Origin of the sequence: Desulfovibrio sp., assembly GCF_041907885.1 — a bacterium.
In the GTDB taxonomy this organism is placed as follows: domain Bacteria; phylum Desulfobacterota; class Desulfovibrionia; order Desulfovibrionales; family Desulfovibrionaceae; genus Desulfovibrio.
Genome location: NZ_JAYRGM010000007.1, coordinates 44,591 through 60,570, shown reverse-complemented (window position 1 = coordinate 60,570; position 15,980 = coordinate 44,591). Strand labels below are relative to the sequence as shown.

At 59.5% G+C, this 15,980-nt stretch carries 13 protein-coding genes; 7 read left to right on the top strand and 6 right to left on the bottom strand.

Annotated features, from left to right (window positions below; all coding sequences use genetic code 11):
- Positions 1 to 16: 16 nt before the first annotated feature.
- Positions 17 to 1,306: a radical SAM family heme chaperone HemW gene (hemW, locus tag ACE3NW_RS05915; protein ID WP_374281377.1), complete on the bottom strand. Its 1,290-nt coding sequence runs from the start codon at positions 1,304 to 1,306 to the stop codon at positions 17 to 19.
- A 281-nt stretch (positions 1,307 to 1,587) separates the two neighbouring features.
- Here hemW and ACE3NW_RS05910 point away from each other — a divergent pair, with 281 nt between their 5' ends.
- The 6 genes from ACE3NW_RS05910 to sdhE all read left to right on the top strand — a co-directional run bounded on the left by ACE3NW_RS05910 (position 1,588) and on the right by sdhE (position 9,356).
- Positions 1,588 to 3,090 carry a leucyl aminopeptidase gene (locus tag ACE3NW_RS05910; protein WP_374281375.1) on the top strand — a complete coding sequence of 501 codons (1,503 nt, stop codon included), beginning with the start codon at positions 1,588 to 1,590 and terminating at the stop codon, positions 3,088 to 3,090.
- Positions 3,090 to 4,607 carry a uroporphyrinogen-III C-methyltransferase gene (gene cobA / locus ACE3NW_RS05905; RefSeq protein WP_374281373.1) on the top strand — a complete coding sequence of 506 codons (1,518 nt, stop codon included), beginning with the start codon at positions 3,090 to 3,092 and terminating at the stop codon, positions 4,605 to 4,607. Before ACE3NW_RS05910 ends, cobA begins: the two co-directional genes overlap by 1 nt.
- 2 nt (positions 4,608 to 4,609) lie before the next feature.
- Positions 4,610 to 5,284, top strand: coding sequence for a phosphoribosylglycinamide formyltransferase (purN, locus tag ACE3NW_RS05900; RefSeq protein ID WP_374281371.1), 675 nt, complete (start codon positions 4,610 to 4,612; stop codon positions 5,282 to 5,284).
- Between the two features lie 421 nt (positions 5,285 to 5,705).
- Positions 5,706 to 7,538 carry an 8-methylmenaquinol:fumarate reductase flavoprotein subunit gene (sdhA, locus tag ACE3NW_RS05895; RefSeq protein WP_374281369.1) on the top strand — a complete coding sequence of 611 codons (1,833 nt, stop codon included), beginning with the start codon at positions 5,706 to 5,708 and terminating at the stop codon, positions 7,536 to 7,538.
- Positions 7,538 to 8,497 carry a succinate dehydrogenase/fumarate reductase iron-sulfur subunit gene (locus tag ACE3NW_RS05890; RefSeq protein ID WP_374281367.1) on the top strand — a complete coding sequence of 320 codons (960 nt, stop codon included), beginning with the start codon at positions 7,538 to 7,540 and terminating at the stop codon, positions 8,495 to 8,497. The genes sdhA and ACE3NW_RS05890 overlap by 1 nt, the downstream gene beginning before the upstream one ends.
- A 4-nt stretch (positions 8,498 to 8,501) precedes the next feature.
- Complete coding sequence (gene sdhE, locus ACE3NW_RS05885; RefSeq protein WP_374281365.1) at positions 8,502 to 9,356, top strand: 8-methylmenaquinol:fumarate reductase membrane anchor subunit; 855 nt, start codon at positions 8,502 to 8,504, stop codon at positions 9,354 to 9,356.
- 185 nt (positions 9,357 to 9,541) lie between these two features.
- Here the strand turns inward: sdhE and lpdA are convergent, their stop codons facing one another.
- The 4 genes from lpdA to ACE3NW_RS05865 all read right to left on the bottom strand — a co-directional run bounded on the left by lpdA (position 9,542) and on the right by ACE3NW_RS05865 (position 13,692).
- Positions 9,542 to 10,945 (bottom strand): dihydrolipoyl dehydrogenase, encoded by a 1,404-nt coding sequence (lpdA, locus tag ACE3NW_RS05880; protein WP_374281363.1) that lies wholly within the window; start codon positions 10,943 to 10,945, stop codon positions 9,542 to 9,544.
- A gap of 31 nt (positions 10,946 to 10,976) precedes the next feature.
- Positions 10,977 to 11,378 carry a glycine cleavage system protein GcvH gene (gcvH, locus tag ACE3NW_RS05875; protein ID WP_374281361.1) on the bottom strand — a complete coding sequence of 134 codons (402 nt, stop codon included), beginning with the start codon at positions 11,376 to 11,378 and terminating at the stop codon, positions 10,977 to 10,979.
- 116 nt (positions 11,379 to 11,494) lie between these two features.
- A complete protein-coding gene (locus tag ACE3NW_RS05870; RefSeq protein ID WP_374281359.1) occupies positions 11,495 to 11,947 on the bottom strand; it encodes an OsmC family protein in 453 nt (150 codons plus the stop codon).
- A gap of 149 nt (positions 11,948 to 12,096) precedes the next feature.
- Complete coding sequence (locus ACE3NW_RS05865) at positions 12,097 to 13,692, bottom strand: sodium:solute symporter (RefSeq protein ID WP_374281357.1); 1,596 nt, start codon at positions 13,690 to 13,692, stop codon at positions 12,097 to 12,099.
- On the opposite strand from ACE3NW_RS05865, the gene ACE3NW_RS05860 reads away from it, so the two are divergent.
- The gene (locus ACE3NW_RS05860) at positions 13,686 to 13,850 is read left to right on the top strand and encodes a hypothetical protein (RefSeq protein WP_374281355.1); all 165 of its coding nucleotides are present in this window, start codon (positions 13,686 to 13,688) and stop codon (positions 13,848 to 13,850) included. The two genes, ACE3NW_RS05865 and ACE3NW_RS05860, sit on opposite strands and share 7 nt — an antisense overlap.
- A gap of 359 nt (positions 13,851 to 14,209) precedes the next feature.
- On the opposite strand, the gene ACE3NW_RS05855 is transcribed toward ACE3NW_RS05860, so the two are convergent.
- Entirely contained in the window at positions 14,210 to 15,931 is a 1,722-nt protein-coding gene (locus ACE3NW_RS05855) for a sigma 54-interacting transcriptional regulator (RefSeq protein WP_374281353.1), read from the bottom strand.
- Between the last annotated feature and the right edge of the window lie 49 nt (positions 15,932 to 15,980).

Below are 15,980 nucleotides of genomic sequence, written 5' to 3'. Positions count from 1 at the left end.
GCCAGAAGGGCCAAAATCAGGCGCTGGGCCAGCGCACAGGGCGGATTTCTGCGCTGTCTTCGTGCAGCGAACTTTGTGGACCAGCATCGGCATGCGCCTCCACCGGCTGCGGCTTGAGCCCGCCCGCAAGCGCCGCCTGCCTGAGCACCTCTCGGGTACGGGCAAACAGGTTGGAAAGAATGGAATTTGAAACCAGCATGCCGCTGCGGGTGAGCCGCAGATAGCCCTGCCGTATGCGTATGAGGCTGTTTTCGTGCAATGCCTGAACAAGGCGCTGGTGGTCGCGCACAAAGTCGCGCCCGGTCATTTCGCGGTAGGCAGCAATGCGCAGCCCCCGCGCTGTGCGCAGGCGCAGCATCAGCAGTTCGAGTACCCGCGTTTCGGGCGAAAGCTCTTCCACTTCCTGCCCCAGCTTGCCCTCGCGCGTGCGGCCATTCCAGGCGGCCTGGCTTGAGGGATTTGTCCAGCGCCGGTTGTTGACCGTGGAAGTGGCCGAGGGGCCAATACCCAGATAGTCTTCGCCCTCCCAGTAGCCCATGTTGTGGCGGCACTGAAAGCCCATGCGCGCGAAGTTTGAAATTTCGTAGTGCAGATAGCCGTGTTGCTCCAGCATGGCCGCGCCTTCCATGAACATGATGTTCTGGTCGCGCTCTGGCGGCAGGGTCAGGCGGCCTTCTTCCACATCCAGTTCGATGGGCGTGCCCGGCTCAAGGGTGAGGCCATAGGCCGAAATGTGGTCGGGGGCCATGCGGATGACATCCTTGAGCGTTTGCAGCCACTGGCGCACGCTCTGCCCCGGCAGGCCCCACATGAGGTCAAGGTTGATGTTGGCGCAGCCCGCCTCGCGCGCCAGAAAGGCCACGTGCAGGCTGTCCTGTGCCTTGTGCGGGCGGCCCAGCAGGCGCAGCATGCCCTCGTCCATGCTCTGCACGCCAATGGAAAGCCTGTTGATGCCCGCATCCAGATACTGGGCGGCCCGGTGGCCCCCACGCAGGGATTCGGGGTTGGCCTCAAGCGTAACCTCGGCCTTGGGAGCCAGCTTGAAATACTTGCTTATGCGTTCCATGGTCAGGCCGATGATACGCGGCGAAAGCAGGCTGGGCGTGCCGCCGCCAAAAAATACGGTCTGCACCTCGCTGCCGCCGAATTCGTCGCCCCAGTGGGCCAATTCCAGAAACAGGGTGTCCACATAGTCACGCACGGCTGGCGAGGCGGCGGCATCCACCCCACGCCCCAGCGGAATGGAATGGAAGGCGCAGTAGCGGCAGCGGGTGGAACAAAAAGGAACATGGACGTACAAAAGCATAGGTAATCCTGTGAGTGACAATAACACGACGCTCCGCAAAACCCTGCGGGCCGCACGAAGCCTTGATGAGGCCAGTTTTGCAATAACATTGCAAGGAATATGCCCGAATCTGCCTGCCTGGCGGGAATTCCGCGACCGGGCAGCTGCCTGCCCTTGGCAAAACGGCCACGGCGAAGTATATTCACCTATTCGAATGCGGCGCAAGAGTCAGGCCACCGCCTGCCGGCTGCCACAGGGCCCCTGCACCGCGCCAGCATAGTACTTCAGGAGAACGCAGCTCTATGGATATACGCTTTCAGAATCTTGGGCCGGAACATTGGAAGGGAGAAGTTCTGCTGGCTCCCGCATGTCAGGGCGAGACCCTGCTTGAACAGATCCCGGAACTGGACAAGGTGGCCCCCTGGCTGGTCATAGCCCCTGCCATGCGCGACTTCAAGGGCAAACAGGGCGATCTTGCCCTCATACACGGCCACCCCGACCTTGCCGTGCCCCGCGTGCTGGCCGTGGGCCTTGGCCCGCGCGAAAAAGTCACCACAGATATCATCCGCAAGGGCATTGCCGCCGCCGTGCAGCTGTGCCGCAAGCAGGGCTACACCTCCATGGTGCTGCCCGAACCTGCGCTGGCAAAACTGCCCGGTGGCCGCGAACGGCTGGTTGAAGAATGCGTGTGCGCGGCCCAGCTGGCCCTGTACAGGTTTACGGCCCTCAAAAAGGCCGATGCCGCAGAAAACGCCGACCCGCAGTGGCTGGCCATTGCCTTTGACGGGCAGGAAGTGCCCGACGCCGCCCACGCCGCCGCCCGCAGGGGCGAAAATGCCGCCTGGGCCGTGAGCCTTGCGCGTGATCTGGCAACCACCCCGCCCAACCTGCTCTACCCCGAAATGCTGGCCCAGAAGGCTCAGGAGCTGGCGCGCGAAAAAGGCTTTGCCTGCACAGTGCTGGACGAAACCGAGCTGGATAAGGAAGGCATGGGCTGCCTCATGGCCGTTGGCCAGGGTTCAGGCCGCCCGCCCCGGCTTGTCGTGCTTGAGCACGCTCCCGCAGGGCACGAGCAGGATAAGCCCCTTATACTGGTGGGCAAGGGCGTTACCTTTGACACGGGCGGCATCAGCCTCAAGCCCGCCGCCAACATGCACCAGATGAAGGGCGACATGACCGGCGCAGCCACTGTGCTGGCCACTGTTGCCGCCCTTGCGCAGGAAGACGCGCCCCGGCGCGTCATCGGCCTGCTGGCCTGCGCCGAAAACATGCCCGGAGGCCGCGCCATGCGCCCCGGCGATGTGGTGCGCGCCGCCAACGGCGACACGGTTGAAATTCAGAACACCGATGCGGAAGGCCGCCTTGCCCTGTGCGACGCCCTGGCCTATGCCCAGAAAAACTGGGTTCCTGCTGCGGTGGTGGATATCGCCACGCTCACCGGGGCCTGCGCTGTGGCCCTGGGAACCCAGGTTGCGGGCCTGTTCAGCGACGATGCAGACCTTGCCGAACGCATCCGCGCCGCTGGCGGGGCATGCGGCGAAGAATACTGGCAGCTGCCCCTGTGGAAGCCCTACACCGACAATCTCAAAAGCGAAGTGGCCGACATCTGCCACATGGGCCCGCGCGAAGGCGGGGCCATCAATGCCGCGCTCTTTTTGCAACACTTTATTCAGGAAGGCGTGCGCTGGGCACATCTGGACATTGCCGGAGTAGACTGGGCCGCCAAGGCCACGCCGCTCGTTCCGGTTGGTCCTACGGCCTTTGGCGCCCGCACACTGCTCGATCTCGCCAGGGGAGGCGTGTAATGAAGGTATTTCTCATCGGAGCCGGTCCCGGAGATCCGGGCCTGTTGACCATCAAGGGGCGCGATGCTCTGGCCGCCGCCGATGTGGTGGTCTACGACGCCCTGGCCAACGACAGCCTGCTCGGCCACGCCCGCCCCGACGCGGAAAAAATCTATGTGGGCAAGGTGGCGGGCAACCACGCCCTGCCGCAAGACCAGATCAACGCCCTGCTTGTGCGCAAGGCCAAGGAAGGCAAGGTCGTGGCCCGCCTCAAGGGCGGCGACCCCTACATCTTTGGTCGCGGCGGCGAAGAAGCCGAAGAACTGGTGGCCGCTGGCGTTCCCTTTGAGGAAGTGCCCGGCATCAGCAGCACCATTGCCGCACCAGCCTACGCGGGTATTCCCGTGACACACCGGGATTTTTCCTCCTCGGTGACCATTATAACCGGCCACGAAAACCCCGACAAACCCGGTTCGGTACACAACTGGCAGGCCCTTGCCGCCAGCGCCTCCACCCTGGTTTTTGTCATGGGCATGAAAAACCTGCCCGACATCGCCCGCAATCTGCTTGAAGCGGGCATGGATCCGCAAACCCCCGCCGCCCTCATCTATCGCGGAACCACGCCCTACCAGCGCAGCCTGGTGGACACGCTGGCCCGCTTGCCGCAGGCGGCGGTGGACGCCAAGTTTACCAATCCCTCTGTGATTCTGGTGGGCAAGGTGGCCGGTCTGCGCGACACCCTTGGCTGGTTTGAAAAAAAGCCCCTCTACAGCCGCAGTGTGGTTGTAACCCGCGCCCGCGAACAGGCCAGCGGCCTGGCGCAGAGCCTCATGGACCTGGGGGCCGAGGTTATCCAGTGCCCCACCATTGAAATCAGCCCTCTGGCAGACTATGCCGAGCTTGATGCGGCCCTCGCCAATCTGGCTTCTTACGGCTGGGTCATCTTTACCTCGGTCAACGGCGTTAAGCACTTCTGGCTGCGTCTGGCCAAGGCAGGCAAGGACAGCCGCGCCCTTGGCAGCTGCAAGGTGGCGGCCATCGGCCCCGCCACGGCAGACGCGCTCACAGAGCGCGGCATCACCCCCGACTTTATCCCCGACCGCTACGTGGCCGAGGGTGTGCTTGAGGGACTCATGGCCCTTGAGGGCGGCAACGTGTCTGGCAAGCGCTTTTTGCTGCCCCGTGCAGCCAAGGCCCGTGAGGTGCTGCCCGAAGAACTGCGCAAGGCCGGTGCGGTGGTGGACGTTATTTCTGCCTACGAAACCGTGCCCGCAGCCCACAAGAAGGATGAAGTGCTTGAGCGCATCAAGGCGGGAACCCTGAGCTGCGTCACCTTTGGCTCGTCTTCCACGGTTGAGAACTTTCTGTCGCTTATCCCTGCCGCAACACTCAAGGCGCACCCGGAGGTAAAGCTGGCCGCCATTGGCCCCGTTACCGCCGAAACGTTGCAAAAGCACGGGCTTACCTGCAACATCATGCCCATGGATTATACCATTCCGGCACTGGTGGACGCCCTGAAAACGTACTTTACGAGATAATCATGCCCCTCAAAATCGCCATACTGGCCTCTGGCAGCGGCACCAATGCCCAGGCCATGATCGACAAGGCCGCCCAGGGCTCGCTGGATGTCAGCATTGCCCTGATTGTCTGCAACAGACCGGGAGCCGGTGTTATTGCCCGTGCGGAAAAGGCGGGCATTCCCTGCCTTGTGCTTGACCACAAGACCTTTCCCGACCGCGAAAGTTTTGACGCCAGCATGGTGCAGGCCCTGCGTGATGCCGGGGCAGAACTGGTGGTGCTGGCGGGCTACATGCGCCTGCTCACGCCCGTTTTTCTCGAGGCTTTTGCCGGTAGGGTCATCAACATCCACCCCGCCCTGCTGCCCAGCTTTCCCGGTGTACACGGCGGCGCGGATGCTGTGAACTACGGGGTCAAGGTATCTGGCTGCACCGTTCACTTTGTGGAAGAAAAGGTGGACAGCGGCCCGGTGCTTATCCAGGCCGTTGTGCCGGTCAACGCTGGCGAGAGCGAGGACGACCTCATGAACCGCATCCATGTGATGGAACACCGCATCTACCCCCAGGCCATCCAGTGGCTGGCACAGGGCCGCATTGACGTGCAGGGGCGGCAGGTACACCTGAAGCCCGGCAACAGCCCCCGTGCCCCGCACGACGGCGACTGGCTTGTATGGCCGCCGCTGGAGCAGGGTTTTTAACCCCTGCGGCATGGTATGACATATCGAGAGGCCCCTTGCGGGCCTCTTTTTTTTGAAACACAACGCAGCCTCTCTGCGCAGCTAGGCCGAGCGGGCGGCATACCCAGCAAAAAAACGGAAAATATGGGTTATGTAACCGGCCAAGCCTGCCAGCCAGCTCCCTTTGCTAAACAGTTGCGGGGGGATATAGCTCCCGCACGACCGCATGAAACGCCATTTTCCCGCCCGCGCTTACATTACTTACAAAACTTACAAATCTCGAAAGGGCATTGAAACGCGGCTTTTTCGTGTGCTAGATTTCACTATCAATGAATGGCACAACTATTGATTGTGTGATCAATCAATTCTATTGTCCTGCTGCCAGCGCCACCAGCTGCTGGCCCAAGTGACAGCCCAATTACCAATCTTTGAGGAAACCCTTATGACGCAGCAGTTTACCCGCAGAAAATTTCTGCAATCGGCCTGCATCACCATCAGCGCGCTGACGGTGAACATGAGCGGCATTGAAAAAGCCCTTGCCGCCGCTGCCGGTGTAGGCCCCATGGCCACCTGCGATATCCTGATCATCGGATCGGGCGGAGCAGGCCTGAGAGCCGCCGTGGCAGCCCTGAAAAAGAACCCCAAACTCAACGTGGTTGTGGTCAGCAAGTGCATGCCCTCACGCAGCGCCACCTGTATGGCCGAGGGCGGCATCAACGGCGTTACCGATTTCAGCAAGGGCGACTCGTACGAGTTGCACTGTTTTGATACCGTCAAGGGCGGCGACTATCTGGTTGACCAGGAATCCACGCTCAAGTTCTGCGAGCAGGCAGGCCCGGCCATTCTTGAACTGGATTATCTTGGCATGCCTTTTTCGCGCACGACCGAGGGCAAGGTTAAGGCCCGTCCCTTTGGCGGCGCTTCCAAGGTGCGCTGCAACTACTCTGCCGACAAAACCGGCCACATCGTTGCCCACACCTGTCTGGACGACGCCCTCAGCAATGGCGTCAAATTCCTTATGGACCACGAGCTGCTCGACGTGGCTGTGGACAATGGCCGCTGCGAGGGTGCGGTGCTGCGCAACATCCGCACGGGCGAAATCGCCCCTGTACGCGCCAAGGCCGTGGTTTTGGCCACCGGCGGCTACACCCGCATTTTCTGGAATCGCACCTCAACCCCCTACATTGCCACAGGCGATGGCGTGGCGGCGGCCCTGCGTGCTGGCGTTGCGTTCAAGGATGCCGAGATGGTGCAGTTTCACCCCACGGGCGTGGTACACGGCGGCGTGCTGATTACCGAAGCCGCGCGCGGCGAGGGCGGGTATCTGCTCAACAACAAGGGCGAGCGCTTCATGAAGACCTACGCCCCCGCCAAGATGGAGCTGGGCCCCCGCGATATCGTGGCCCGCGCCATTGAAACGGAAATCCGCGAGGGCCGTGGCTACGGCCAAGGTCTGGAAGCCTACGTGCTGCTCGACCTCCGGCATCTTGGCAAGGACAAGATCGTGCATGACCTGCCGCAGATCCGCCACGTGGGCAAGCTCTTTGAAAATATTGACCTTGTGGATCAGCCCATGGTCATCCGCCCCACGGCCCACTATTCCATGGGCGGCATTGATGTGGACAGGTTCGACGACATGTCCACAACCGTGCCCGGCCTGTTTGCCGCAGGCGAAGCCTCGTGTGTTTCCATCCACGGCGCAAACCGCCTGGGCGGCAACTCGCTGGCCGATGCCGTGGTAACCGGCAAGATCGCGGGCGACGGCGCAGCAGCCTTTGCCAGCCAGGCCGATTTTGGCGCTGGCAAGCGCCTTACCGACCTCACCGGCCGCTGGCAGGACCGTTTCCGCAACACCACCAACGGCGGTGATGCCAAACAGATGTACAGCATCCGCGAAGAAATGGGCGCGCAGCTGTGGGACAACCTGGGTATTTTCCGCACCCAGTCCAAGCTTGATGCCCTCACGAGCACCCTGGCCGATCTGCGCTCGCGCTACGATGCCCTGCGCGTGCCCAACGCCAACCCGGTCTACAATACGGTGTTTACCGAGTATGTGGAGCTGGGCAACATGCTGCAACTGGCCCAGGCCGCCTGCCTTGCCGCCTCTGAACGCAAGGAATCGCGCGGCGCGCATACCCGCGAGGACTTTCCCAAGCGTGACGATGCCAACTTCCTCAAGCACAGCATGGTTACCATGGATGAGAGCGGCAAGATGCGCATGGGCTGGAAAGAAGTGGAAATCACCAAATTCAAGCCTGAGGAGCGGAAGTACTAATGGCCACCATCATCATTGACCGCTTTGACGGCAAAAACAGTTTCGAGCAGAGCTACAAGCTGGATGCGGCAGACGTTGCGGGCAAGACCGTGCTCAACACCCTGCTGTTCATCAAGCAGACCCAGGACCCCACGCTCAACTTCACCGCCTCGTGCCGCTGCGCCATCTGCGGCGCGTGTGCCGTACGCGTCAACGGCCATGCTGTGCTGGCCTGCGACACCAAGATGGATGATCTTGTCAAAACCTATGGCTCTGATGTGCTGCGCATCTCGCCCCTGGCCAACTTCAAGGTCATTTCCGACCTTGTGGTGGACTGGGAGCCCGCAGTGGAAAACCTGCGCAAGGTGCATCCCGGCATGGTGGCCAAATCCGAATTTTCCATGAAGGAAGGCTGCCGCCAGAACCAGAAGGAATTTGACCGCATCATCAAGCAGTGGGACTGCATTCTCTGCGGCGCATGCGCCTCTGAGTGCAACAAACTCAGCGCCGACCGCAGCGACTACATGGAACCCTTTGTCTTCACCCACGCATGGCGCGTGGCCAACGACTCGCGCTCCAAGGACCCCCTGCTGCACGGCAAGCCCGCCGTGGCTGGCGGCCTGTGGAACTGCGTACACTGTCAGGAATGCGCCAGCCGCTGCCCCAAGGGCATCAGCGCCGCCGACGACATTGCCGGTCTGCGGGCCCTGGTTATGGCCAAGGGCATGACCCAGGGCGTTGGCCCTGCCCACGCCAAATCGTTCTACACCGATCTGGTGGACGATTCGGGCCGCCTCAATGAGGTGCGCCTTGCCCTGCGTACCGAGGGCGTCAGCACCATTGCCCGCGCCGGCATGGCCGTTACCCTGCTGCGTCAGGGCAAGATGAATCCCCTTGAGGCCTTTGGCGGCGAAACCATTGAAGGGCACGATGCCCTGGTGAAGATGATTCAGGCGGCCCATGCCGCAGAAAAGGAGTAGCCGTATGCAGACCGAATTCGCCTTTTTTCCCGGCTGCGTGCTGACTCAGGCCGCCAAGGAATCAAAGATGGCTCTTGAGGCCGTGGCCCCAAGGCTGGGCATCAAGCTGAAGGAAATACCCGGCTGGAGCTGCTGCGGCGCTTCGCAGGCGCAGGATGTGGACCCTCTGGCAACCCTGGTTGCCAACGCCCGCAACCTGGCCCTGGCCGAAAAAATGCATCTGCCCGTGCTGACCTCGTGCAGTACCTGCCTGCTTATGCTGCGCCGGGCCAAGGCCGAACTTGACGGCGGCAAGAAAGAACGCATCAACACCTTTCTCGCCACGGGCAACATGCACTATGCGGGCACAAGCGAAGTAACCAGCCTGCTCTGGGTGCTGGCGCAAAATGCCCAGGTGCTCAAGGCCAAGGTGGTCAGACCGCTGGCGAATCTCAAGGTGGCGGCATTTTACGGCTGCCACAGCCTGCGGCCCGAACACGCCCTGGGCTTTGAAAGTGCCGTCAACCCCACGAGCTTTGAAACCGTGGTGGCAGCCCTTGGCGGGCAGACGGTTCCCTTTGCCAAACGGCTGGACTGCTGCGGCTTCCACGCTGTTTACCCGGCAGAAAAATCCGTCATGCGCATGACCGGCCAGATTGTGGACAGCGCTGCGGCTTCCGGGGCCACATGTCTGGTAACTCCCTGCCCGCTCTGCCAAATGCAGCTCGACATTTATCAGGAAGCGGCGCAGGATATTTCCAGGTCAAAGGCCCGCATGCCCGTGCTGCACCTTTCGCAGCTTGTGGGCATAGCGCTGGGCATTCCCGCCAAGGAACTGGGCCTGGATTATAACGTGATCGACGCAACCAAGGTGGCCTAAGGCCCCTGGCATACATCTCAAAGGCGGCCCTACCCCTGGCCGCCCCATGCGCGCCCCCTCCTGTGTCCCTACCCAGGAGGGGGTTGCATTTTGCTGGAGCAGATGAGCACTTGAAGGTCGGCGTACTCGCCAGCCGGCAAACCTTGCAAGATAAAAATACTCCAAAAGATGGCGCAGGGCAGGCCTTACGCCAGTCTGGCGATGCGGCACAGATCGCCAAAACCCTCCGCCAGGGTGGGGTGCGCGTGGATGGTGCGGGCCACATCTTCGGCGCTTGCGCCCATATGGATTGCCAGCGCCGCCTCTGCTATGAGATCTGTGGCATGCGGGCCGCAAATATGGGCCCCAAGGATTGCCTGACTCCGCGCATCAATAACCAGCTTGAACATCCCGGCGATTTCGCCCATAGCATGTGCTTTGCCCAGTTCGCGCACGTGCAGCCGGACGCAACGCACATCGCGCCCCTTTGCCAGTGCCTGCGCCTCGGTGAGGCCCACGCAGCCGATCTCCGGCGTTGTAAAAATAGCCGAGGGCACAAGGGAATAATCGCAAGGGCTTGACTGCTGCCCAAGATTCGCGACCACGCATTCGGCCTCTGCGGCGGCCATGTGGGCCAGCATGATTTTTCCCGGGCCAAGAATATCGCCAATGGCGTATACGCCCGGCACGGATGTTTCAAGAAAGGCATCCGTCTGCACCCAGCCTCGGGCATCACATGCCACTCCCGCCGCCTCCAACCCCAGCCCCGCAATGTCCGGCACACGCCCAACGGCGACAAACACGCTTTCCACTTCGATCGGTGGCGGCCCAGATGTGCGCTCGCTGCTGGCGGTTTCTGTATGCAGACGCACCGCACCGTCCCCCACTTCTGCCCGGCTGACGGTGACGCCGGTTTCGACCTTGATTCCCGCTTTTTTCAATTCGCGGTGCAGCAGCTTGCTGATTTCTTCGTCAACCGCAGGCAGGGGCAACAAACGGTTCTGCCCTTCAACCACAGTGACCTCTGCGCCAAACGCCTTGAAAATGCAGGCCATTTCACAGCCTATCACGCCGCCGCCCACAATGCAGATGCTTGAGGGAACGCGGTTCAAATTCAGAACGTCATCGCTTGTCAGAATATGGAGCTTGTCTGTGGGCAGGGCCGGGAGTTCCAGGGGCCTTGAGCCCACCGCAAGAATGACGGCATCACCGTCAATCCGCTGCGTGCTTCCATCCTTTGCCGTAACCAGTACCTGCTGCGCGCTGACAAGGCAGCCTCTGCCCCGAGCCACAGCCACATTCAGATGCGCGCAGGATTTTTCCAGCCCCTGCGCCAACAGCCGAATCACTCGGCTTTTACGTTCCAGGAGGAGGGCCATATCAATGGCTGCCTGCGATGCACCCGTGATGGCGAATTCGCCCATGTGCCGGAACTTGTCCAGAACATCCGCGGAGCTTTTGAACGTCTTGGTGGGGATGCAGCCGGAATTAAGGCATGTGCCGCCAATGGCTTCGCTTTCCACAAGCGTTACGGCATGACCGGCGCGCGCCGCTGCAAAGGCCGCCGTATACCCGGCAGGCCCGCTGCCGATGATGGTCAGTCTTTTCATTAAATCACCCTCGCGCGTATTTTACGGCATCTTATGTCTGACTGTTTTGCGGCAACAACCGGGCGTACTGCTCCGCGCACAGCAGAGCGTGTAAGTCCGCCGGGGCTTTGGGACATACACGCGCGATCCAGCCCTTGCCGTAGCAATCCTGATTTATCAGGGCGGGGGTATTTTCCAGATCGCCGTTGACCGCAGTCACGGTACCGCCAACAGGAGCAAACAAGGCGCTGACGGTCTTCATGGATTCCAACGAGCCAAATTCCTTTTCGGCTTCCATAGGCGCGCCAACGTTGGGCACGTCCGCGTAGACAACTTCTTCGAGCTGGCTTTGGGCAAAGTCCGTTATGCCCAGCACCAGTTCATCTCCCTCTTGCCGCACCCAGATGTGCTCCGGGGTATAAAACAGGTCTTCGGGCAAGTTATACTGAGGCATATTGTCTCCTGTGCATGAGGCCGGGAAGTCCGTGAACCTCCCGGTCTCATCGGTGTGGTGAGAAATTGCCTGCCGCAATGTAAAAAAACGCAGGCAGTTCCGCTGTTCCGCATCAACTAGGCCGATGCTGTCGACAGAGGGTAGGCGTGGTGTTCGCCGTTGACCACAAAGCTGTAGTTGATGCGGCTCGCCACCTTGAGCATATTGGCTACGGAGCAGTATTTTACGGCTCCAAGTTCAAAGGCCCGCACAAATTTTTCCAGAGTGACGCCCTCACCGCTGACCGTGTATTCCACATTGATTTCGGTAAAAATCTGCGGGATTTCTTCGCGGCGCACTGCATCGGCAGAGATTTTGAATTCAGAGAAGGGAACACGCATCTTGTTTAGGGCATGGCCCACCTCTATGCCCGTGCAACCCGCCAGAGAAATAAGCAGCAGCTCCATAGGGCGCACGCCTTCATTGTTGCCGCCGTAAATGGCGGAGGCATCCATAACCACAGGGCGGTTATCGGAATCCCTTCCTTCAAACAGCATGTTCCCTTTCCACTCAACATTGATCATAGGCATGGTAAACCCCTTTTAAATCTTGTCGCTTTGAATGATTGCAGGCGCAAAGGCAGCCATGCTGGCTTGCGGCGCAGCTTCATGCGGCGCAAGGCCTGAAGCATGCTCGCCATGCAAGCATTCGGCAGCGCAAATTTTTGTAATGGTCTGCTCTAGCTGGCAGAGGATTGTTGACGCTCCGTGCTGACAATGAGGGCAATCCAGACAAGAAGAACAAGCAGAAAAGCCGTCATGCCCCAAAGTCCTGTGGTATAGAGCCACCCGCCAGCCGAAACCAGGCAGACAAGCAAGGCCAGAGCTACCAGCAATGCCGCATTGCGCAGCATGGCGGCTCCGCCCTGCGGCGTGATTATGTTCCAGCCACGCTCGGCCAGAGAAACCACGGTCATGCCGATAATGTTGGCGGCCATAGCCACCCACACGGGATGTATCTTGAGATAGAAGCTGTTGACGGCCCAGCCGCCCATCCAGTTCCACAAAAGACCGGCGCCGCAGCCTGCCACCAGAGCGGTGACGGCGGCACGCGGCGTTGCAACGCCCCAGAACAGTGCTGCGACCATAGGAGCGAATGTTGCGCCATTGCGAGCAGTCCAGGCAAAGATATTCCACCACGCGGCCTGTTCTGAGCGCAGATAGCCAAACAGAATCATGAGCGCTGTCAGCGCCAGCAAGGATATACGGGTAAAATGCACCAGCTTGGCGTCTGACGCGTCAGGGAACAGGGCCGAGCCAACATCCCTACCAAGGCTTGTTGCGCCGGAGAACTGGCATGGAGCGCCCCAGCCAAGGGCGCAGGCCCATATGCCTAACGTGAACATGCCTACCATTGGCGCGGGCAGTGTTTCCATAAGATACTTAGGCACAGCCACAAGGCCGCGCGCATTGCCGGGCATGGTGATGGCCGCCGCAACGCCCACAAGAACGCCCATGACAATGAAGATGACGTTGAATCCGCCAGCGATCAGCAGGCCCTTGCGGCCTTCGTCCGCTGTTTTGCACGACAGGGCCATCTGAAACGCGGCCTGCGCCAGCAGCACGTTTATCAGGAAAGTGCCAAACCATGCCAGAATGGTTTGCAGGCCAACGCTGGTCAGGCTGCCGTACTTGGCGTTCGTTTCCAGAAACGTTGCCAGCGCACCGTAGCCAGGATTAACGCCAATGGCGTAGATGGCCACCGCAAACATGCTCATGAATACAAAAAAGTTTGCCGTCTGGGTCATGGCCACAGACCACATGCCGCCCGCGCTCAAAAAGACATACATAAGCGCTGCGGTAATAACGACCGAGGCAAGCATGTCCAGCCCTGTAAGGGCATTGATGCACGAGGCGAAAGCAAGCGCCGTAGCCACAGACCACATGGGAAACGTGATGGCCGTGATGGCTCCGGCTATGCCCTTTGCCGTGCGCCCGTATTTGTCGCCAATGAGGCCAGAAATAGTCACCATCATCCTTTTCCGGAACGGCCCGATCAGCACCAGTGCGATAATGAGCACGTGGGTCAGTTCGGCAATGCCGTACCAGATGGCTGAAATACCTGTAAAATACGAAAGTTCAAGAATGGCGATATAGGTTGAGCCTGAAAAGAGGCCTGTAATGCAAAAGGCCACTGTCCATCGGCTGAACTTGCGCCCGCCCACAAAGAAATCTTCGCCCGCCTTGGCCTTTTTCTTGGCTATCTGGCTCATGACAATGAGCAAGAGCGTATACGCAAGTGCAAGGCCGAACATCCAAAAAGCCGAAGATGTCATATAAACTCCTCATCATAACGGATGATTTTGCCGCTGTCTGGCGGCTGAACGGCAAGGGTACAGCCCTTGCGCATGGGCTGTACGACTGTAGCCCCTGCCGCCTGCCTTCTCTGTTTCAGACGATTACCGACCGGGCCCGTGGTGGTAACTGCGACTGAATGTTTTCGTGGCTGGTTTTGCACAGCATCACTTCAACAAAACTTTTTATTGTAACCTTGCCATAGCAATGTTTGTTCCAAAAAGTTTTATCATTATTATCAGCTAGATACAAAAAAGCCCGCATGTATTTTGCGGGCAAACCTGGGCATAGGCACTCAGCAAATGAAATATATAACAATTCGTTTTAATTGAAATAATAACTTTGAATTCCAGCTATGGCCTACAGGAAAGTGGTGGTTCAAAATCAAACCACACGGTCCATTTTTAAACCACAGCAAAAAAACAGTACTGTTCACAGGAAAACGGCCCCGGAGTTCATGCTGAATACATGAAGCCGCAGAAGGCTCTGTCACGTGGTTCATTCCTGAACCGAAAGACCGTGTTCCCGCATTTTACGCAACAGGGTGGGGTGGGATATGCCCAGTTTTCGCGCGGCGGCGCGGATGCTGCTTGTGGCGGCAAGACCGCTTTCAATGCACTGGCGCTCAAATTTCTTGATCTGGTCGCGCATGTTTCCAGCGCCAGCGGCGGCAGCCCGGCCAGCCGGGGCAATGCTTTCCCACACCGAAGCGCAGTGCCCGGCAGAAAAACTGGCGATGGTCAGCCTTTCCACAAAATTTCCCAGTTCGCGCACATTGCCCGGCCACGGATAGGCCAGGAGCATCTGCTCTTCTTCAGGCCCAATCATGCACCGGGTAGAATATTTTTTGCTGAAACAGGCAAGAAAATGCTGCGCAAGCGGCAGGATGTCTTCCTGCCTTTCGCGCAACGGCGGAACCGCCAGCGGAATCACGTTGAGACGATAATACAGGTCTTCGCGAAAAGTGTTTTCCCGCACCATTTTAAGCAGATCCCTGTTGGTCATGGCAATAATGCGCACATTGAGGTGCACGGGCTTGCGCCCGCCGATGCGGTAGATCACACCCTCCTGAAGGGCGCGCAGCAGCTTGACCTGAAGGGACATATCCATTTCGCCCACCTCATCAAGCATGAGAGTCCCCTCATTGGCGACCTCAAGCATGCCCACCCGGCTGGCATTGGCCCCGGTAAAACTGCCTTTTTCGTAGCCAAACAGTTCCGCTTCCTGAAGGTGCTGGGGAATGGTGCCGCAATTGATCTGCACAAGCGGCCCGTTACGGCGACCGCTGTGGCTGTGGATGTGCATGGCCAGCACTTCTTTTCCCGTGCCGGTCTCACCCGTAATAAGCACGGTTGAATCCACGCTGCCAAGTCTCTCGGCCTCGCGCAGCAAACGCCGCATGGCGGGATTGCATGCAATGACTTTTTTGCCCTTGTGCGAGGCCTCCTGAAAGGCCGCAAGCCGCCGCCGCGTATTCTCAGCCTCTGTCTGCAAGCGGGTTATTTCCGTCATATCCTGGGCGGAAAGCACGCAGCGGAACAGCTTTTCCTTTTCGTCAAACAGGGGCGTTATGGTAAAGACCACCTGCTTGCCGTTGCAGTTTTCGAGCAGGGAGCTGTGAGCCTTGCGGTGAGCCACGGCCTTTTTCAACAGGTCGACCACAACTTCCATGTCCGGCGAGACAGGTGCGGTCATATTATCGCAGTCAGGCAACAAGCTGCGGATTTTGTCATTACTGAACAGCGGGGTTCCTTCGGCGTCAAAAATCATGATGCCGTCAGTGGCGCAGTTGATGACCTCGCTCAACTCCCGGTTATGAATATCCGCATTTCTGAAGGCCACGTATATTTTGTGGATCAGCTCCTTCTTGGTCAAAACACCCACAAGCCTGTCTTCATGATCCAGCACGAGCATTCTGTCTATGGGCATGCTGCACGCCATGCCAAAGGTGTCATCGTTGCGGATGCTTACAAGGTTGGTGTCCATGACCTCGCTGATGGGCGCATCAAAAGACTTTCCTGCACGCACGGCCTGCACCAGCCGAAAAATGGTAAGAATGCCCTTGACCCGCTTTTCCGCATCCAGAATAGGCACACAGTTCACGCCGTGCCGCTCGTACACCGGGAGCGCGTCCTTGAGCTTGTGGTCAGGGGTCAGAGTCTCCGGGTTGTCGTGCATCACCTGTTCGACAAGCATTTTTTCTTCCGGCAGGGCGGGCATAGGCATCTCAGGGTAAAAAAGTGGGCGCGGGCGCATCAGACGCGGGCCA

Bases quoted from the DNA above. Each gene is read 5' to 3' on its own strand.
- purN (WP_374281371.1), top strand. From the start codon at position 4,610: ATGCCCCTCAAAATCGCCATACTGGCCTCTGGCAGCGGCACCAATGCC.
- sdhA (WP_374281369.1), top strand. From the start codon at position 5,706: ATGACGCAGCAGTTTACCCGCAGAAAATTTCTGCAATCGGCCTGCATC.
- ACE3NW_RS05910 (WP_374281375.1), top strand. From the start codon at position 1,588: ATGGATATACGCTTTCAGAATCTTGGGCCGGAACATTGGAAGGGAGAA.
- ACE3NW_RS05890 (WP_374281367.1), top strand. From the start codon at position 7,538: ATGGCCACCATCATCATTGACCGCTTTGACGGCAAAAACAGTTTCGAG.
- ACE3NW_RS05855 (WP_374281353.1), bottom strand. From the start codon at position 15,931: ATGCCCGCCCTGCCGGAAGAAAAAATGCTTGTCGAACAGGTGATGCAC.
- lpdA (WP_374281363.1), bottom strand. From the start codon at position 10,945: ATGAAAAGACTGACCATCATCGGCAGCGGGCCTGCCGGGTATACGGCG.
- ACE3NW_RS05870 (WP_374281359.1), bottom strand. From the start codon at position 11,947: ATGCCTATGATCAATGTTGAGTGGAAAGGGAACATGCTGTTTGAAGGA.
- sdhE (WP_374281365.1), top strand. From the start codon at position 8,502: ATGCAGACCGAATTCGCCTTTTTTCCCGGCTGCGTGCTGACTCAGGCC.
- gcvH (WP_374281361.1), bottom strand. From the start codon at position 11,378: ATGCCTCAGTATAACTTGCCCGAAGACCTGTTTTATACCCCGGAGCAC.
- hemW (WP_374281377.1), bottom strand. From the start codon at position 1,306: ATGCTTTTGTACGTCCATGTTCCTTTTTGTTCCACCCGCTGCCGCTAC.
- ACE3NW_RS05865 (WP_374281357.1), bottom strand. From the start codon at position 13,692: ATGACATCTTCGGCTTTTTGGATGTTCGGCCTTGCACTTGCGTATACG.
- ACE3NW_RS05860 (WP_374281355.1), top strand. From the start codon at position 13,686: ATGTCATATAAACTCCTCATCATAACGGATGATTTTGCCGCTGTCTGG.
- cobA (WP_374281373.1), top strand. From the start codon at position 3,090: ATGAAGGTATTTCTCATCGGAGCCGGTCCCGGAGATCCGGGCCTGTTG.